Origin of the sequence: Mesorhizobium sp. KACC 23794 (assembly GCF_052180275.1) — a bacterium.
Lineage (GTDB): Bacteria > Pseudomonadota > Alphaproteobacteria > Rhizobiales > Rhizobiaceae > Kumtagia.
In genome coordinates this window covers 492786-510518 of the sequence record NZ_CP197465.1, presented here as the reverse complement: position 1 = coordinate 510518, position 17733 = coordinate 492786, and the positions used below count along the sequence as shown (strand labels likewise).

The following is a 17733-nucleotide window of genomic DNA, read 5'->3' as shown; positions in this document are numbered from 1 at the left end:
GGGGATACGTGCGGTTCGACCTGACCATTCTGCTGCCTCATATCGGCTTTCTGGCCGAAGGCGCGCTGCTGACTGTCGAGGCCTGTTTCCTCGCCCTTGTCGGCTCCGTCGTCCTCGGCATGCTGGTCGCCATTGCCCGTACATCGTCGACCGCCTGGGTGCGGCGGCTGGCCTTCGTCTATGTCGACCTCTTCCGCAACATCCCGTTCATCGTGCAGCTCTTTTTCTTCTACTATGGCCTGCCGGAGATCGGCATCTACATCGACGCCTTCACCACCGGCGTCGTCGCGCTGTCGATCGCCGGCGGTGCCTATGCGTCGGACATCATCCGCTCCGGCATCCTAGCCATCGACAACGGCATCCTAGAAGCCGCCGAGGTCAGCGGCCTGTCGAAACGCACGACCTTCACCCGCATCGTGCTGCCGATCGCGCTCAGAACCTCGGTTCGGCCACTGGGGTCGGTGCTGATCAACATGATCCTCACCTCGTCGATCCTGTCGACCATCACGCTCAACGAACTCACCGGCTCGGCCAAGATCGTCGCCTCCGACACGTTCCGGCCGTTCGAGATCTATGTCGTGCTGCTCGTCGTCTATGCTGCCCTGACCTGGCTCGTCTCGATCGGCATCGGACTGCTGCACCGGCGCCTCAACCGCGACATGCTGGAGCCGGTCGGCTGATGCGCTACAGCGATTTCACCAGCTATGACCTCCTCCTGCTGGCGCAGGGCCTCGCCACCACCATCGGGCTTTTCCTGGCGACATCGCTGATCGGCCTCGCCGTCGGCTCGGTCTGGGCGGTGATCCGCTTCTATCGCGTGCCCGGCCTGATGCAACTCATCACCTTCGTTGCCGAGATCCTGAAAAACTCGCCGGTGCTTGTGCAACTGTTCCTGGTCTTTTTCGGCTTCCCGGCCTTCTTCAAGGTCAATGTCACGCCGGTCGAGGCCGCCGTGATCACGCTGTCGGCAAACACAGCGGCGTTCGTCTACGTCATCGGCGTTTCCGCCATCGAATCGATTGCCCGCGAACAGGTGGAGACGGCCCGCGTCTTCGGGCTGACGCGCTGGCAGGTGCTGCGCCATGTGATCGCGCCGCAGGCGGCCGCTTTCTCGGTCGGCCCGCTGGTGGCGCTGCTGGTCAACCAGCTTCAGGTCACCTCGCTGATCTCGGTGATCGGCGTCGTCGACCTCACCAAGATCGGCAACATCCTCAATTTGCGGACGCTGAAACCTTTCATCGTCTGGTCGGTCGTCGGCCTGCTCTACTATCTCGCGGCAAAGCTGGTGGCGACGCTCGGCGCGCGCTTCGAGGACCGGCTCAGGGCGCACAGCGCCTTTAGAGGTCTCTGACATGCTGAAGGTCGAAAACGTCAAAAAATCCTTCGGCGCGGCGACGGTGCTGAACGGCGTCAATCTCGCAGTCCAGCCCGGCGAAGTGGTGTCGATCCTCGGGTCGTCGGGTTCCGGCAAATCGACGCTGATCCGCTGCATCAACGGTCTCGAAAAGCTGGACGCAGGCAGCATAACGGTCGACGAGTTCGATGTGAGCAAGCCGAAGGAACTTGCCGAGGCGCGCAAACGCTCCGGCACCGTGTTCCAGCTCTTCAACCTCTATCCGCATATGACCGCGTTGCAGAACATCACGCTGGCGCCGGTCGAGGTACTGAAGCGGCCACGCGCCGAGGCGGAGGCGGAAGGCCGCGCGCTGCTCGCCTCGGTCGGGCTCGGCGACCGCGCCGACGCCTATCCGGCACAGCTTTCGGGCGGCCAGCGCCAGCGCGTCGGCATCTGCCGGGCGCTGGCGATGAAGCCGAGCTACCTGCTGCTCGACGAGGTGACCAGCGCGCTCGATCCCGAAATGACCGCCGAGGTGCTGACCATCCTGGCCAAGCTGGCTGCCGAAGGCACGACCATGGTCTTCGTCACGCACGAGGTCGAGTTCGCCCGGCAGATCTCCAACCGCATCGTCTTCCTCGAGAAGGGGGTGCTGCTGGTCGACCTGCCAACCAAGGATTTCTTTGACCCTGCGGGCGGCCTCGCACAGCCGCGCGTCGCCCAGTTCCTGTCAAAAATGCGGAAAGACTGAATGCTGTTGCTTGCAAATGCCGAGGCCTGGCCTGGCTTTCCGCTGACCGTCGAGATGCTGAAATCCGGCGCGGAAAGCCTCGATGCGATGGTGGCCGGCATCGGCAGCGTCGAGGCGGAACCGAAAGTGCGCAGCGTCGGTTACGGCGGCTGGCCGAATATGCTCGGCATCATGGAATGCGACGGCGCGGTCATGGACGGCAACACGCGCGCCGTCGGTTCGGTCGGCGCGGTGCCGGACACGCTGCACGTCGCAGCACTTGCCCATGAGGTGATGAAGCGCCTGCCGCATGTGATGTTGACCGGCGACGGCGCGCGCCGCTTCGCCACCGAGATCGGCTTTCCGCTGGACGACATGCTGCTGGAAGACAGCAAACGCGTCTGGTGGGAACGGCTGGAGAAGGAGCTGCCCGCCGGCGAGTTGGAGAAATTCCCGAAAATCCCGCTGGCGCCGCTGAGCACCGCGATCACCGATCCCGAGCGGGTGCGCGACACCACCGTCTTCCTCAGCGCCGATGCCGAGCGCGGCATCCATGCCGCGACCTCGACATCCGGCTGGGCGTGGAAATATCCGGGCCGGCTGGGCGACAGCCCTATCCCCGGCGCCGGCTTCTATGCCGACAGCCGCTATGGCGCCGCCGCCTGCACGCATACCGGCGAGATGACCATGCGCTGCGCCACCGCGCGCTCGATCGTGCTCGCGATGAAACTGGGCCGGCCGCTGGGCGACGCCATAAGGCTCGCCGTCGACGAGCTTGCCGAACTGACCGGGGGTTTCCTGGGAGGCGTAGTCATCCACGCCGTCGACGCCCATGCCAACCACAAGGTCGTGAATTTCCGGTGCCAGGGCGAGATCCGCTACTGGTTCTGGGAGGAGTCGATGTCCGGGCCGGAACTCCGGGCAGCGAGCAACGCATAACAAGAGCCATCCAGAGAGGACTGCACCATGAAACGACTTCTGACTGCCCTTGCCGCGCTGGCCTTCGTCGCCGGCTCGGTCCTCCCGGCCCTGGCGGGCATGCTCGACGACATCCGCTCGCGCGGCACGGTGCGCATCGGCGTGTCGCTCGGCGGCGAGCCGATCGGTTTCCGCGATCCGCAGAACAACCCGGTCGGCTACGACGTCGACGTTGCGACGCTGCTGGCCGAAAAGCTCGGCGTGCCGGTGGAGTTCACCGACGTGTCGGGCGACGCGCGCATCTCCATGCTGGTCTCAGGCCAGCTCGACATCGTCGTCGCCAACACCTCGGCAACGCTGGAGCGCGCCAAGAGCGTCAACTTCACCATTCCCTACAACCGCGCCGGCCTGCGCGTCATCGTCCAGGCCGATTCCGGCATCAAGACGCTGGCCGATCTTGCCGGCAAGAAGATCGTCGTCGGCCGCGGCACCACCGGCGAAACCTTCATCAAGAAGGCGGCGCCGGAGGCCGAACTCGTCTATGTCGACCAGTTCGCGCCGGACGGCGTGCTGCAGCTCCAGCAGAAACGCGTCGACGCGGCGATCGAGGATTCCTCGCTGCTCGACTATCTCGCCACCAAGAACCCGTCGCTGGTGACGATCGATGGCCTCTATTCCAACGATCCGATCGGCATCGCGGTGGCCAAGGGCGATCCGGAATTCGTGCGCTGGCTGGACATGTTCGTCTCCGACTACATCCAGTCCGGCGCCTACGAAGCCAATTACAAGAAGTGGTGGGGAGAGACGGCCAATCCGCCGTCCCTGAACCCGCTCTGGTGATTTTTTGATCCTGCGTGGCCCGGCCTTCCGGTTGAGCCACGCTTCCATCCATAGGATTCTTCCATGACCGCCCATCCGCTCCGCGCCATCGAGATCTGCGTGGAAAACACCGACGGCCTCGTCGCCGCCCAGAACGCCGGCGCCGACCGCGTCGAGCTTTGCGCCTCGCTGCTGGAGGGCGGGCTCACCCCCAGCGTCGGCGTCGTGCGCGAGGCGCAGCGCCTGGCCAAAATCCCGTTCTTCGTCATGGTCCGGCCGCGTGGCGGCGATTTCCTCTATTCCGAGATCGAGTTCCGCTCGATGATCGAAGACGTGAAGGCGTTTCGCGACATGGGCGTGCAAGGCGTCGTCGCCGGCTGCCTCAGTCCCGACGGCACCATCGACGAACAGCGCATGAAGGCACTGGTCGAGGCTGCCCGACCGATGAAGGTCACCTGCCACCGCGCTTTCGACATGACCCGCGACCACAGAGAGGCGATCGAGGCGCTGGTGCGCGCCGGCGTCGACCGCGTGCTGACCTCCGGCCGCCACGACACCGCCATCGAGGGGCTCGACGTGCTGGCCGAGACGGTCAAGGTCGCCGCCGGGCGCATCGTCGTCATGGGCTGCGGCGGGCTCAACGAGCGCAACATCGCCCATGTCATCGATGCCACCGGTGTCGAGGAGATACACTTCGCCGCGCTGCGCGACGAACCCAGCGGCATGCATTTCCGCAACCCGACCATCGGCATGGGCGGTACCGACCTGGAGCGCGAGTACACCAACACGCTGACTTCGGAGGAAGGCGTGCGCGCCACGATCGCCGCTGCGCGGAACCGGTGACACAGTCCGTCGGAACGATGCAGGTAGCCGATGCTTTCGGGATGTAATTTGTTTACATCCTGATGCGTAGTGATGCTCTAATATGTCGACCACTATGGAAAACGAAACGGAACGTGGCGCCCTGACCATCGCCGATGTGGCGGAGCGGGCCGGGGTCTCCCGGGCGGTCGCGTCGCGCGCGCTGTCGCCGAAGCCGCGGCCCGTATCGGCGGAAAAGCGCGAACGGGTCCTCAAGGCGGCCGCCGAGCTCGGCTTCAAGCCGAACCTTCTGGCGCAGAGCCTGACCTCGAAATCGGTCAACCTGGTCGCGGTGGTGGTGAACCATATCCACGACCTGTCCGACCTCGACCTGTTCGACCTGCTGCTCGACCGCATCCAGGCGGCGGGCAAGCAGCTGATCCTGCTGCGTGTCGGCTCGGTGGCGCGCGTCGAGGAATTTTTGCGGCGCGGCATCGCCTATCATGTCGACGCCGCACTTGTGTTTTCCGATTTCGCCGATGCCGCGACGGTGCGCGAGATGTTCCACTCCGACCATGTCGTCATGCTGAACGGCCGCCATGACCGGCTGTCGCCGGCGATCATCCCCGACGAGGCGGTCGGCATCGAGCAGGCTGTCGCCGACGCCGCCGGCAAGGGTGTTCGCGAGGCCGCGCTGCTCACCGGCCGGCAGTCGTCGGAGGTCGAGCGCATCCGCATCGGCGCCTACCGTGCCAGCTTTGCCCGCCACGGCATCACCGTGATCCGCGAGGCGCAGGGCGACTATTCCTACGAAAGCGGCCACGCCGCCGCAGAGGCGCTGGTCGGCGAAAATCCGCCGCAGGCAGTGTTCTGCACCTCCGACGCCATGGCCATGGGCATCCTCGATGCACGGCGCGCCGATTTCCCCGGCAACCGCCCCGAACGCTTCCGGCTCTACGGTTTTGACAATTTGTCGCTCACCAGCTTCGACGCCTACCCGATCGCCTCGATCGGCTACGACAAGACGCGCTACGTCGACGAGATCGTCGGCATGCTGACGCAGCCGCAGGTCTTCGGGCAGCCACATGAGCCGGTGCGGATACCGACAGCATTCTTTCCGCGGGCAACCGCTTGATGGTGCCGATCGCAAACTGGCCAACAAGCACCCCCACTCCGGCCCTTCGGGCCACCTCTCCCGATAAGAGGGGTAGAAGAAGCCAAGCTGAATGAGCGCCGGCATCGCGGCAGCGCCTTTCCTCTACCCCTCTTAGGGGGAGAGGTGGCCCGAAGGGCCGGAGTGGGGGTGCTTCGGCCGAGCCGGCTGATCTGTGATGGGAACTTTTGGTGTGAGGCTACTCCGCCGCACCTATGGTCAGCGCGATCGGTTCCAGCCCGTCGATGCCGCCCTCCAGCCTGTCGCCGGCCACAAGCTTGCCGACGCCGGCCGGCGTGCCGGTGTAGATCAGGTCGCCGGCCTGCAGGTGATAGTAGCGCGACAGATGGCTGATCAGCGTCGGCACGCTCCAGATCAGGTCGGAGAGGCGGGAGTCCTGGCGCGTCTCACCGTTGACGGCGAGATGGATGCGCTGGTCGCCGATGGCGCCGAACACGTTTGCAGGCGTGATCGGGCTGATCGCGGCCGAATGCTCGAAGGCCTTTGCAAGGTCCCACGGCCGGCCCTTGTCCTTCGCCGCCTGTTGCAGGTCGCGGCGCGTCAGGTCGAGCCCGCAGGCGTAGCCGAACACCGCCGACATCGCGTCCGCCTCGGCGATGCGGAAGGCCGGGCCATCCAGCGCCAAGACAAATTCCATCTCGTGATGGAAATTCTCGGTTCCCGGCGGATAGGGGATCGTCGCGCCGGTCGCCAGGATCGCGCTCGACGGCTTGGTGAAATAGAACGGCGCCTCGCGGTCCACCTCGTGCCCCATCTCCTTTGCGTGCTCCGCATAGTTGCGGCCGACGCAGAAGATGCGGCCGACCGGGTAGAGCCTGGCGTCGCCGACGATCGGAACCGAAGCCGGTTCTGGCGGCGCAAAGAGGTATTTTCCGGCCATTCTTCGTCTCCTGCTGTGCCTGCCCCGCATTGGCGCCGATTCGGCTGGACAGGCTTTGAATCGCAATGCGCTTGCTGTAAAGCGTTGCCAGCGAAAATCCCGAACGCTGACGGAAGATCATCATGGACAAATTCACCACCCTCACCGGCGTCGCGGCTCCAATGCCCATCGTCAATGTCGACACCGACATGATCATCCCGAAGGATTATTTGAAGACGATCAAGCGCACGGGCCTCGGCACGGGCCTGTTCGCCGAGATGCGCTACAACGAGGACGGCTCCGAGAACCCGGATTTCGTGCTCAACAAGCCGGCCTACCGCAAGGCGCAGATCCTCGTTGCCGGCGACAATTTCGGCTGCGGCTCGTCGCGCGAGCACGCGCCCTGGGCATTGCTCGATTTCGGCATACGCTGCGTGATCTCCACCTCCTTCGCCGATATTTTCTACAACAACTGCTTCAAGAACGGCGTCCTGCCGGTCACCGTCAGCCCGGAAGATCTGGAAAAACTGCTGGACGACGCCTCGCGCGGCGCCAATGCGACGCTCACCGTCGACCTGGAAGCCAAGGAAATCCGTGGACCGGACGGCGGCACGGTGAAATTCGACCTAGACGATTTCAAGCGCCACTGCCTGCTCAACGGCCTCGACGACATCGGCCTGACGCTGGAGAAGGCGTCGTCGATCGCCGCTTATGAGAAGACTGCAGCAGCCTCGCGCCCCTGGGCGTGAGAAAAGATATGTCCACCTTTGAGACTGTAGTTTCCGAGGCAATGAAGCTTCTGGAGTCAAAAGGGGCGTATTCAAGGGACAAATCGATTCCTGGGCCAAAAATAGTTGATGCGCTTGCTGGTATTGATGGTATAAATTTAAAGCGCGGCAGCTTATTTAGCTATCTTAGCTTGGCCGCCAATGATTCGTCGGTTTCCAATATTGTAACTGGCGGCTCGCGATCTGGGTATTGGCTGCAAAAGGAACTTGAGACAGCCTCGCCCCCGGAAAAACCGGAAACGGTAGAAATTGAAATAGGCAAAAAGAAAAAGGAATACTCGGAGAAAAGTTTATACCCGCTGATAGAATTGTGGCTATCGACGAAGGGTTTCCGCTCAAAAGATACATCTGCGTCCAAGTCGGGTGGCAAATGGGGTAATCCTGATATTATTGGGCTAAACCGAATTCAAGCATTTGGAATATCGGACATTGAAATAGCCTCGTGCGAAGTCAAGATAAATGTAATCGGATGGGAGCAGTATATTTTTGAGGCTATTTCTCACAAACGATTTTCAGACAGATCGTATTTTTGTTTTCGCCATGACGGCGAATCCGAAATTCCTAAATCTATGCAATATTATGCTGAAAAATTTCGTATTGGCATTGTTCAAATAGAACTAAGCGATGAGGAGATAATTAATGTTGAGAAGGCCGGGGATAACTTGACGAAACTTGAACCCTACCTTCAGAATATAGTAGAGGCATTTCCGGCCCTATACGACGCAGTATCAGCTCAAGAGAAGGTTTTGCTTCTTGATCGTTTGGGTATTAAGGACGAGAGAACTTTCTATGGCTTTGGGCGTGAATATTAGTATTGGTGAAAGTGGATAGAAGGCTCATCTCCACCGGTTCGCCTTTCGAGAAGACGGCGGGCTATTCGCGTGCCGTCGTGCAGGGCGACTGGTGTTTTGTCGCCGGCACGACCGGCTACGACTATGCGACCATGACCATGCCGGAGAGCGTCGAGGATCAGGCGCGCAATTGCCTCGCGACCATCGGCAGGGCGCTTGCCGAGGGCGGCTTCTCCTTTGCCGACGTGGTGCGCGCGCATTATTACGTCACCGATCGCGCCTTCGTGAACCGCGTCTATCCGATCCTCGGCGAGACTTTCGGCGATATCCGTCCGGCCGCGACGATGGTCGTCTGCGACCTCGCCGAGCCGGAAATGAAGATCGAGATCGAGGTGACGGCGCTGCGCCGCGACCAAAAAGGGGGATAAAGATTCCGCCCTTCGCTGAAATTTTTCAGCCCGCGCTGTCTTCGATCCGGCCAAACCCTTGAAATCGTTCACGGCCGCTTCCGCGTTTGACTCGGTCGCCGAGAAAAAACCGCGAAAATCATCCCCGCCCCCGAAACCTCCCGCATAATTGTCCGCAGTTTCTCCCGCCGGGAACGCTTCCGGAGTCGTTCGAAAGTGGGGAGGAACCGGCGCCTCCGTCATGCTGCCGACGAAGCAGCATGGCCGGGGAGGCTTTGTCCGAAGGTCCTCCCTCCGCAACTACGTGCGGTGTGCGCTGGACGAGGCGCTTAAGCACGGCCAGCCGAGGCACAAACGCCGGAGCCGGAGCTGTCGCGAAGCAGGACGGGGCGGAGCCCAAAGTCGCCGGCGGGGCGCGAAAGTCGCGCCACGTATTAACTAAACTAGGAGGCACGGCCTCGCGCCCCGCTTCCCGGACATCTTTCAACAACCCGGCCCAAAAGCGCGGGAGCGAGAACCCATGCCCAGACGAAACCCGGCTCCCCAAGCCGTCCCCCAGGTAGCAGACGACACGATTCCGCCTGACGAGCAGCGCTGGATGGAGAAGCTCGCCAACGTGCCGTGGATCGGCGAGACGCCCCCGGGCATGACCGAGGCAGAGTATTTCACGCCGAAGCCATACGAGAAGACCGACTGGAGCGACCCCAACATCACCGGCGTCTATGAGCATTTCGAGATTCCGCCAGGCTACCCGCGCTTTCGCGTTCTCCACGCCGCGCGCTCGCAGTTCAAGACCGACGAACATTATCGGGCCGACCGGCACAGCATGGAAAGCTACTACTACAGCCTCTCCCTCTCGCTCGGCATCGCGCAGCAGGCGGCGACCATGCTGGGGCTGCACGCGGACTGCCGGAAGTCAGCCTGCCGGCGGGCCCGTCGCTGCGTGTCGCGGCGGGCCGAAGACGATTGGACGGTGTTTCCAGGCCCCGGCCTGCCGCCCTGCTGCAACACCTTCGAGCGCACCGCCACGGTTCGCCACTGGCTCAACGTCAAGTTAGAGCAGCACAATGAGCAGGTGTTGGCCGCGCAGCACGGAACGGAGGGAGGCTGAGGTGAAATGCAGCGGGTTTTGCGCCTTGCGCGTCCGCCCTACGCCCGCTAGCAAGGCGGCGTTTTCTCCAAGATATCAAGGATAGCGTCATGGCCTCGAAAAAACTTCTCCTGCTGCCCGGCGACGGCATCGGTCCGGAGGCGATGGCGGAGGTGGAGAAGCTGATTGCGGTCATGAATACCGATCTCGCCGCCGGATTCGAGACCGAACGCGGACTGGTCGGCGGTTGCGCCTACGACGCGCATGGCGCGGCGATCTCGGAAGACGACATGGCCAAGGCGCTGGCGGCCGACGCCGTCCTGTTCGGCGCCGTCGGCGGGCCGAAATGGGACAGCGTTCCCTACGAGGTGCGCCCAGAGGCCGGTCTGCTGCGCCTGCGCAAGGATCTGGCGCTGTTCGCCAATCTGCGTCCCGCCATCTGCTATCCGGCGCTGGCCGCCTCCTCCTCGCTCAAGCCCGACGTCGTCGAGGGGCTCGATATCCTGATCGTGCGCGAGCTGACCGGCGGCGTCTATTTCGGCGAGCCGAAGGAGATCATAGACCTCGGCAACGGCCAGAAGCGCGGCATCGACACGCAGGTCTACGACACGTTCGAGATCGAGCGCATTTCCGGCGTCGCCTTCGAGCTGGCGCGCACCCGGAAAAACCATGTCACCTCGATGGAAAAGCGCAACGTCATGAAGTCCGGCGTGCTGTGGAACGAGGTCGTCACCCAGACACACAAGGCGCGCTATTCCGACGTGAAACTCGACCACATGCTGGCCGACGCCGGCGGCATGCAGCTTGTGCGCTGGCCAAAGCAGTTCGACGTGATCGTCACCGACAATCTGTTCGGCGACATGCTCTCCGACATCGCCGCGATGCTCACCGGCTCGATCGGCATGCTGCCCTCGGCGTCGCTCGGCGCGCCGGACGCCAAGACCCGCAGCCGCAAGGCGCTCTACGAGCCCGTCCATGGCTCGGCGCCCGACATCGCCGGTACGGGCGCCGCCAACCCGATCGCCATGATCGCCTCCTTCGCCATGTGCCTGCGCTATTCGTTCGGCATGGTGGCGGAGGCCGACCGGCTGGAAGCCGCCATCTCGGCGGTGCTCGACAGCGGCCTGCGCACCCGCGACATTCTTTCGGAAGGCATGACCGAGGTCGGCACGGTGGCGATGGGCGACGCCATCATCGAGAAATTCCGGGCGCTGTCGGCCTGACCGGACCGCGCTGCGATAAAAATCCAGGGAGCCTGTCGGAACCGGAGCGTTTGTTTCGTCCTTTGACCATCGTGATCGAAAGGAGAAGAAAATGTCCTATGTCGACGGGTTCGTCCTGGCCGTGCCGAAAGCCAATCTCGACGCCTACCGCAAGCTGGCGGCAGACGCGGGCGCGGTGTGGAAGGAATATGGCGCGCTCGCCTATGTCGAATGCATCGGCGACGATGTTCCCTATGGCGAACTGACCTCCTTCCCGCGCTCGGTCCAGGCCAAGGACGACGAGGCCGTGGTCTTCTCCTGGATCGTCTACGAGTCGCGCGCCAAGCGCGACGAGGTCAACGCCAAGGTCATGGCCGATCCGCGCATGAAGCCCAACTTCGACACCATGCCGTTCGATACCAAGCGCATGATCTTTGGCGGCTTCGAGGCCTTCCTGGAACTTTAGGATCCACGGCGGTGGAGCGGAAAGCGCTGCGGCCCGCTCGCCATCAGACCTGCTGCGCCGCAGCATCTGCGGCGCCAAGGCGCGTCGGCGCCACGACGATGCCCTCCGGCACCGGACCCCACTTGTTCTCCTGCTTGCGCGACGGGATCAGCGCGAAGATCAGCGCGACCACCATGCCCATCGGGATGGAAACCACCAGGAAGAACCAGCCCGAAATGCCGATGTCGTGCTGGCGGCGCACGGCCATCGCGAGGCTGGGGACCAGCGTGGCCAGGATCCATCCCGCCATGCCAAGCCCCATGAGCACCGGCGCCTCATAACCCGGCTCCATGTTGCCGACCTGATAGTCCAGCGTGAGGCTGGCGATCGACACCCCGACAAAGGCCAGCATCCAGAACAGGACGTAACCCCAATATTCCTTGCGGCGGGCACGATCGACGAAGTTCGCGTAGTTGGCTGTCAGTGCCCGCCAGAAATAATGCCCGAGCCCGGTTCCGGACGAGGCAGCGGCAGAAACCGGAGCAGGGCCGGAGAACGGAGTGGCGTTGCGGCCGAAACGCTGCGATTCGGCTGGTTGCGCAGCGACGGTTTCCGCTTCGGCGCCTGCGGTCGGCGTGCGGATCGCAAGGACGTTCTTCGCCTGGCTGCCGCTCGGCTGGAACTCGACCGACGCGCCGCTGGCGAGCGCCGAACCGCGCCGCAAATCCTCTCGCTTCACCGTATAGCGGCTGCCATCCGCGCCGCTGATGAAGCCAAAACCCTGGCTGTCGTCGTAGTGAAGCACTTCCCCGCGCACAGCCCGGCCCCGCATTCATGTCGATTTGCCCGCGAAGGTGTTGCAAGTCGCATTGGCCTGTCAACGGAAACCGGACAGCGTTGCAGCGCTGCGCCTTCTGTCGTCCCGACGGATTTAGGCAAAGCCGATAAAGCGTCCGGCAAACAGCGCCGCCGTCCATAGCGTCGCGGACAGGACGGCCGTCAAGCGCATGGCTGCGGAAGGCGCCCTGCCTGCCGGGCGTCCGGCGTCGAGCGCCGCGAACAAAGCGAGATTGAGGCCGCCGAGAAGGATGAGGCACATCTTGGCAAGGAAGACCGGCAAACCGATGTACTCCGTCGCCCGCACGGAAAACAGCGCAAGGCCGGTGATCGCCGCACCCGCAAACGCGCCAAGCGCAACCCACCGCAACACCCGCAGGAATGGCTGTTCCGGCAGGGTACGCAACGCGCCGAGGATGCGCAGGTCCACCAGCCAGACCGAGGCGAACAGCACGCCGATCGAAGCGATATGCAGCGCGTTGACGACCGGATAGGCGTAGAACGAAGCCTTCAGCAGCCGCACCAAGGCGTGCTGTTCGACCCCAGCGAGCAACTCCATCGGCGTCAGGTCAAGCCGGCGGCACGCGATTTGGATAGACGTCGTAGGTCTTGCCGTTGACCGTCAGGCGAACCGCCTTCATGCGTTTTTCCGTCGAGTCGCGTGAGCGATTGCCGACCGCCAGCACCTCGTCGCCGGCTTTCGCCACATCTTCGGTGAAGCCGGCCCGGATGGCGGCGGATGGCGGCGCCAGTTCGACACGCCAGATCTCGCCTTCCACATCGACATCGAGCGTTGCATGCGGATTGCCGATATAGATGTCGCGGATGATGCCCTCGAGCTGGAAGAACCCATCCTCGGTCCACGACCAGCCGTGATGCGCCAGCGCCGGAACCGCCGTCGCCAGGGCGAACAATGCCGCCAGCAAGGATTTGCGGGAGTAGATTCGACTTTCACGGGTCCGCAACATTTCGCTACTCCGTCTGAAGATCGCAGAGAAGCGTAGGGACGGTTGCCGGTTCGTCAAATCAAATTAGGATGAACGGCTCGTCCGTGCGCGGGTCAGCCGCCGTGGGCCGGATTGCTTCGCAGGTCCAGCGCCAGCAACTCGTCGTCGAAATAGCGGCCGTTGGCGAAGATCGCATCGCGCTCGAGGCCATAGGGGACGAAACCCAGCGAAAGATAGAGCCGCCGCGCCGGTGTGTTGTCAGCCCTCACCGCGCAATGCAGCAACAAAGCGCCGACCGAGCGCGCATGTGCGATCACCGCCATCACCACTTCGCGCCCAAGCTTTGCCGCCCGCCAGTCCGGCGCGACATAGACCGCAACCATCACGCCCTTGTGCAGGGTCTTCGGCCGTTCGTTGGCGATGTGGCCGGCCATGCCGACAAGCTGCCGATCTGCAAAGGCGCCGAAGAAGACGCCGGGTGATGGAGGCACGGCACGAGCCGCCATCTCGGCGTCGCTCAGCGCCCGCTCTTCCTCGACGCTTGCGGTGAAGGCGTCTGGACTTTCCTCAAGGGCCGCGATCCGCAAGGTTCGAAACGCGGCGGCATCATCGGCGGTCAGGGGCCTGATCACGACATCGTTCATCCGCTCGACGCTCCCAATAAAAAAGGCGGCCCGAAAGCCGCCTTTCTCGAAAATATGCGTCGAGACCTACTCGGCGGCCTTCTTCTCGGCGGCGAGCGCCTGGGCGGCGGCGACCTTGTCGGCCTCCAGCTTCGCCTTCTCGGCATTCAGCGCCTCGCGCTCGGCGTCGTTCAGCTTGCGGGCGCGCACGCCGGTGTTTTCCGAAATACGGGCCGACTTGCCGCGACGATCACGCAGGTAATAGAGCTTGGCGCGGCGCACCTTGCCGCGGCGGACGATCTCGACGCCCTCGACCATCGGCGAGTAGACCGGGAACACGCGCTCGACGCCTTCGCCGTAGGAAATCTTGCGGACGGTGAAGCTCTCCTGGAAACCGGCGCCGGAGCGGGCGATGACCACGCCCTCATAGGCCTGGAGACGGGTGCGGGTGCCTTCCGTGACGCGCACCTGGACGCGCACCGTGTCGCCCGGCTGGAATTCGGGCAGCGTGCGCTTGGCTTCGATCTTGGCGGCCTGCTCGGCCTCGAGTTGACGGATGATGTCCATCGGTAAAAACCTCTTCTTGCTTCTCGACAGCCAGAGCGCCCAACGCTTGCCTCGCAGCACATTTGCCGCTCGGCTATGCCGTCTCACTGGGAGAAGCAGGGGCGAATTCACCGTCCTTATGACGGGCTCCGGTCGGTTTGTCCTTCCGGTTGCGTGCGCGGCGATACACCAAAACATCCGGCTTGTCACGCCCGCGATGGCGGTTTTTCGCGGGAAGCAAGCGCTTGCGCCGCCGTGCAGCGTTCCGTACAGGTTCTCAACCCGCCGATCCAGTCGCCAGACACCCGCTCATGATATTTGCCGACATCCTGCTTCTTGCCGTCGCCGGCTTCGTCTCCGGCGCTGTCAATGCCGTCGCGGGCGGCGGCACGTTCCTCACCTTCGGGGCACTCTCGATCGCCGGCATTCCTGCGATCTCGGCCAACGCGACGTCCTCGATCACCCAGTTCCCAGGCTACATCACCTCGACGCTCGCCTACTGGAGCGACATCAAGACGTTCTGGCGCGGCGCCCTGCTGCTCTCGTTGATATCGGCCATCGGTGCGCTGGCAGGTGCGTTGACCCTGCTGGCACTGAACAATCTGGAATTTAGCGCCATGGTGCCATGGCTGCTGCTCGCCGCCACAGCGATGTTTGCGGCGGGACCGTGGCTGAAGCCGAAACCCAAACCCGGCAAACCGGCAACGGTCGGCTCGGTGCCTGGTGCAATCATCCAGTTCGCGACAGCCGTCTATGGCGGCTTCTTCGGCGCCGGCATGGGCGTGATGATGCTGGCCACGCTCGGCCTCACCCAGACCGGCGACTACCACCGGCTGAATGCGCTCAAGAACATGCTGTCGATCGTCATCGCGGCCGTCGCGATCATCGTCTTCGTCTCGGGCGGCGTCGTCGCCTGGCCGCAAGCGATCGTCATGATCCCGGCCGTGGCGCTTGGCGGCTATGCCGGCGTCTGGATGGCAAAGCGCGTTCCACAGACCGTGCTGCGCGGCTTTGTCATTGTCGTCGGGTTGCTTTTGGCAGGGTATTACTTCTGGAAGGGGTGAACGACCGCAGCGAGCAGGTCCGGCCGCCGCTCCCTCGTCAGCCTTTCCGATTGCTCATGTCGCCATGCGGCGATCTTCGCATGATTGCCTGAAGTCAGGACATCCGGGATCGGCACGCCTTCGAATTCCTGCGGCCGCGTATAGTGCGGATGTTCGAGCAAGCCGTTCTCAAAACTTTCCTCGTCGCCCGACAGCGCGTTGCCCATGACGCCCGGCAGGAGCCGCACGACGGCATCGAGCAGCACGATCGCCGCTGGCTCGCCGCCCGACAGGATGAAGTCGCCGACGGAAATTTCCTCCAGCCCGCGCAGGTCGATGAGGCGCTGATCGACGCCTTCGAAGCGCCCGCACAGGATCATCGCGCCCGGCCCGGCGGCCAGTTCACGCACCCTCGCCTGTGTTAGGGGCTTTCCACGCGGGCTCATCAGCAGGCGCGGACGCGGGTCGCCCTCCGGCGAGGCATGATCCACGGCGCGCGCCAGCACGTCGGCGCGCATCACCATTCCCGCGCCGCCGCCGGCCGGCGTGTCGTCGACACTGCGGTGCCGGTCGGTGGCGAAGTCGCGGATCTGGATCGTTTCCAGTGACCATGCGCCTTCCGCCAGGCCGCGTCCCGCGAGCGAGACGCCGAGCGGCCCCGGAAACATTTCCGGATAGAGCGTCAGCACGCTGGCGCGAAACGTCACCGGTTGCCTCCGGCGTCCTTCGGCCCACGCGGGCGGCGATCGAGATCGCGCTTGCCTTGGCCGGACGGTTCTTCCAGAGCCGGATCATCCTGTTCTTCGTCGGCCAGGCCGGCGGCGACGGTATCGATGCGGACGAAACCGCCCGCAATGTCGACGACCGGCACCGCCGCCTGTGTGAACGGGATCAGCACGCCTTTCGTCCCCGAATGGGTTATTTCAAGGATGTCGCCGCCGCCGAAATTCTGCACGCTGGTGATCTTGCCGACGGCCTCGTCCGTCTCGTCGCGCACCGCCAGCCCGATGAGGTCGGTGTGATAGAACTCGCCCTCTTCCGCATCGTCCGGAAGCGCCGAGCGGTCGACGAAAAGCTCGGTTCCGTTGAGCGCCTCGGCAACGTTGCGGTCGGCGACGCCCTTGAAGCGGACGACGACGACGTTGCCGGCGGGCCTGATGTCGAGCACCTCGAAGGAACGGCCATCGGAGGAATGCAGCGGCCCATAGTCGCCGAGCGCCAGCGGGTCGCCGGTAAACGTCTTCACGCGCAGTTCGCCGCGGATTCCGTGGGCCGCGCCGATCACGGCCATCTGGACGGGGTTTTTCACGATCGCTTTTCCCGGTTGCTTGCGGGATGCTCTATCCCTGCGGCCCTCGCGTTTCAATCGCGGTACTGTTCACGCCTTGCTAACCTCGGCAGCGCAAGCATTTTCGCGACCATCCGGATCGATCGCATGCAGGAATTCCTCATCGCCGCGAAGCCCGACCTCCAGGCTGCGCGTGAAAACTGGTTGAAGATGCTGGGCAGGGAGCGCCGGCTATCGGCGCTGACGGTTGAGGCCTATGAGCGGGACACGCGGCAGTTCCTGCATTTCCTCACCGGACATTGCGGCGGCGCGCCGGGCATAAGCGACATCGCCAATCTGCGGCCCGCAGACTTGCGCGCCTATCTCGCGGCGCGGCGCAAGGACGGCGTGGGTGCCCGTACCCTCGGACGGGGGTTGGCAGGGGTTCGCTCGATGCTGCGTTTTCTCGAACGCAAGGGACTGGTCAATGCGGCGGGCGCATCAGCCCTGCGTGCGCCAAAACAGCCGAAATCGCTGCCGAAGCCGCTCACCGCGCCGGATGCGCGGCGCGTCGTCTCCACCGAGGAGCAATTGGCGGAAGAACCCTGGGTCGCGGCGCGCGACGCCGCGGTGCTGACGCTGCTCTACGGTTCCGGCTTGCGCATTTCCGAGGCGCTCGGCCTGCCCGCAGGCGTGCTGGCGTCACCTGGCGAAAGCGTGCTGCGCATTACCGGCAAGGGCGGCAAGACCCGGCTGGTGCCCGTCCTGCCTGTCGCCCTGCAGGCGGTGGTCGAATACCGGCGGCTCTGCCCCTATCATCTCGATGGCGAAGGCCCGCTGTTCCGTGGCGCACGCGGCGGGCCGCTCAATCCTGCGATCGTGCAGCGGGCGATGCGAAAGATGCGTAGCGCGCTGAACCTGCCCGACACGGCCACGCCGCATGCGCTGCGCCATTCCTTCGCCACCCACCTGCTTGGGAGAGGTGGCGACCTGCGTGTGATCCAGGAACTGCTCGGCCACGCCAGCCTGTCGACCACGCAGGTCTATACCGGCGTCGACACGGCCCGGCTGCTCGAGATCTACGATGCCGCCCATCCACGGGCGTGACGC

The 17733-nt window shown here is 63.9% G+C and carries 23 protein-coding genes; 15 read left to right on the top strand and 8 right to left on the bottom strand.

All coding sequences use genetic code 11. The annotated features are described in order from the left end of the window. Positions 1–8 precede the first annotated feature (8 nt). The 7 genes from ACSBOB_RS02665 (at position 9) to ACSBOB_RS02635 (ending at position 5739) form a co-directional block, all read left to right on the top strand. Complete coding sequence (locus ACSBOB_RS02665; RefSeq protein WP_442580925.1) at positions 9–680, top strand: amino acid ABC transporter permease; 672 nt, start codon at positions 9–11, stop codon at positions 678–680. Next, positions 680–1351: an amino acid ABC transporter permease gene (locus ACSBOB_RS02660; RefSeq protein WP_442580924.1), complete on the top strand. Its 672-nt coding sequence runs from the start codon at positions 680–682 to the stop codon at positions 1349–1351. The genes ACSBOB_RS02665 and ACSBOB_RS02660 overlap by 1 nt, the downstream gene beginning before the upstream one ends. 1 nt (position 1352) lies before the next feature. Then, positions 1353–2087 carry an amino acid ABC transporter ATP-binding protein gene (locus ACSBOB_RS02655; protein ID WP_442580923.1) on the top strand — a complete coding sequence of 245 codons (735 nt, stop codon included), beginning with the start codon at positions 1353–1355 and terminating at the stop codon, positions 2085–2087. Continuing rightward, positions 2088–3005 (top strand): isoaspartyl peptidase/L-asparaginase, encoded by a 918-nt coding sequence (locus tag ACSBOB_RS02650; protein WP_442580922.1) that lies wholly within the window; start codon positions 2088–2090, stop codon positions 3003–3005. A gap of 27 nt (positions 3006–3032) precedes the next feature. Next, complete coding sequence (locus ACSBOB_RS02645) at positions 3033–3824, top strand: transporter substrate-binding domain-containing protein (protein WP_442580921.1); 792 nt, start codon at positions 3033–3035, stop codon at positions 3822–3824. 63 nt (positions 3825–3887) lie between these two features. Beyond that, on the top strand, positions 3888–4646 hold the full coding sequence (locus ACSBOB_RS02640) for a copper homeostasis protein CutC (RefSeq protein WP_442580920.1): 759 nt from the start codon (positions 3888–3890) through the stop codon (positions 4644–4646). Between the two features lie 82 nt (positions 4647–4728). Continuing rightward, positions 4729–5739 (top strand): LacI family DNA-binding transcriptional regulator, encoded by a 1011-nt coding sequence (locus tag ACSBOB_RS02635; RefSeq protein ID WP_442580919.1) that lies wholly within the window; start codon positions 4729–4731, stop codon positions 5737–5739. Positions 5740–5956: 217 nt separating this feature from the next. Here ACSBOB_RS02635 and ACSBOB_RS02630 read toward each other — a convergent pair whose 3' ends face one another. Then, on the bottom strand, positions 5957–6658 hold the full coding sequence (locus tag ACSBOB_RS02630; protein ID WP_442580918.1) for a fumarylacetoacetate hydrolase family protein: 702 nt from the start codon (positions 6656–6658) through the stop codon (positions 5957–5959). A 122-nt stretch (positions 6659–6780) separates the two neighbouring features. On the opposite strand from ACSBOB_RS02630, the gene leuD reads away from it, so the two are divergent. From leuD to ACSBOB_RS02600, 6 genes are all read left to right on the top strand, one after another. After that, on the top strand, positions 6781–7386 hold the full coding sequence (gene leuD / locus ACSBOB_RS02625; protein ID WP_442580917.1) for a 3-isopropylmalate dehydratase small subunit: 606 nt from the start codon (positions 6781–6783) through the stop codon (positions 7384–7386). Positions 7387–7394: 8 nt separating this feature from the next. Continuing rightward, on the top strand, positions 7395–8237 hold the full coding sequence (locus ACSBOB_RS02620) for a hypothetical protein (protein ID WP_442580916.1): 843 nt from the start codon (positions 7395–7397) through the stop codon (positions 8235–8237). Between the two features lie 11 nt (positions 8238–8248). Then, complete coding sequence (locus ACSBOB_RS02615) at positions 8249–8644, top strand: RidA family protein (RefSeq protein ID WP_442583947.1); 396 nt, start codon at positions 8249–8251, stop codon at positions 8642–8644. A gap of 499 nt (positions 8645–9143) precedes the next feature. Next, on the top strand, positions 9144–9734 hold the full coding sequence (locus ACSBOB_RS02610; RefSeq protein ID WP_442580915.1) for a hypothetical protein: 591 nt from the start codon (positions 9144–9146) through the stop codon (positions 9732–9734). Between the two features lie 89 nt (positions 9735–9823). Then, complete coding sequence (gene leuB, locus ACSBOB_RS02605) at positions 9824–10936, top strand: 3-isopropylmalate dehydrogenase (RefSeq protein WP_442580914.1); 1113 nt, start codon at positions 9824–9826, stop codon at positions 10934–10936. A gap of 91 nt (positions 10937–11027) precedes the next feature. Next, entirely contained in the window at positions 11028–11381 is a 354-nt protein-coding gene (locus tag ACSBOB_RS02600) for a DUF1428 domain-containing protein (protein ID WP_442580913.1), read from the top strand. A 43-nt stretch (positions 11382–11424) separates the two neighbouring features. Here ACSBOB_RS02600 and ACSBOB_RS02595 read toward each other — a convergent pair whose 3' ends face one another. The 5 genes from ACSBOB_RS02595 to rplS all read right to left on the bottom strand — a co-directional run bounded on the left by ACSBOB_RS02595 (position 11425) and on the right by rplS (position 14334). After that, the gene (locus ACSBOB_RS02595) at positions 11425–12192 is read right to left on the bottom strand and encodes a DUF805 domain-containing protein (RefSeq protein ID WP_442580912.1); all 768 of its coding nucleotides are present in this window, start codon (positions 12190–12192) and stop codon (positions 11425–11427) included. 99 nt (positions 12193–12291) lie between these two features. Beyond that, positions 12292–12756 (bottom strand): hypothetical protein, encoded by a 465-nt coding sequence (locus ACSBOB_RS02590; protein WP_442580911.1) that lies wholly within the window; start codon positions 12754–12756, stop codon positions 12292–12294. Between the two features lie 10 nt (positions 12757–12766). Continuing rightward, the gene (locus ACSBOB_RS02585) at positions 12767–13165 is read right to left on the bottom strand and encodes a DUF6152 family protein (RefSeq protein WP_442580910.1); all 399 of its coding nucleotides are present in this window, start codon (positions 13163–13165) and stop codon (positions 12767–12769) included. Between the two features lie 92 nt (positions 13166–13257). Then, positions 13258–13788, bottom strand: coding sequence for a GNAT family N-acetyltransferase (locus ACSBOB_RS02580; RefSeq protein ID WP_442580909.1), 531 nt, complete (start codon positions 13786–13788; stop codon positions 13258–13260). Between the two features lie 66 nt (positions 13789–13854). Then, positions 13855–14334: a 50S ribosomal protein L19 gene (gene rplS / locus ACSBOB_RS02575; protein WP_442580908.1), complete on the bottom strand. Its 480-nt coding sequence runs from the start codon at positions 14332–14334 to the stop codon at positions 13855–13857. Between the two features lie 290 nt (positions 14335–14624). Between rplS and ACSBOB_RS02570 the strand changes: the two genes are divergently transcribed. Further along, positions 14625–15377: a sulfite exporter TauE/SafE family protein gene (locus ACSBOB_RS02570; RefSeq protein WP_442580907.1), complete on the top strand. Its 753-nt coding sequence runs from the start codon at positions 14625–14627 to the stop codon at positions 15375–15377. On the opposite strand, the gene trmD is transcribed toward ACSBOB_RS02570, so the two are convergent. Both trmD and rimM read right to left on the bottom strand, forming a co-directional pair. After that, positions 15359–16063, bottom strand: coding sequence for a tRNA (guanosine(37)-N1)-methyltransferase TrmD (trmD, locus tag ACSBOB_RS02565; protein ID WP_442580906.1), 705 nt, complete (start codon positions 16061–16063; stop codon positions 15359–15361). The genes ACSBOB_RS02570 and trmD overlap by 19 nt on opposite strands. Further along, positions 16060–16647 (bottom strand): ribosome maturation factor RimM, encoded by a 588-nt coding sequence (gene rimM / locus ACSBOB_RS02560; protein ID WP_442583946.1) that lies wholly within the window; start codon positions 16645–16647, stop codon positions 16060–16062. The genes trmD and rimM overlap by 4 nt, the downstream gene beginning before the upstream one ends. A 144-nt stretch (positions 16648–16791) precedes the next feature. Here rimM and ACSBOB_RS02555 point away from each other — a divergent pair, with 144 nt between their 5' ends. Further along, positions 16792–17730 (top strand): tyrosine recombinase XerC, encoded by a 939-nt coding sequence (locus ACSBOB_RS02555; RefSeq protein ID WP_442580905.1) that lies wholly within the window; start codon positions 16792–16794, stop codon positions 17728–17730. Positions 17731–17733 lie beyond the last annotated feature (3 nt).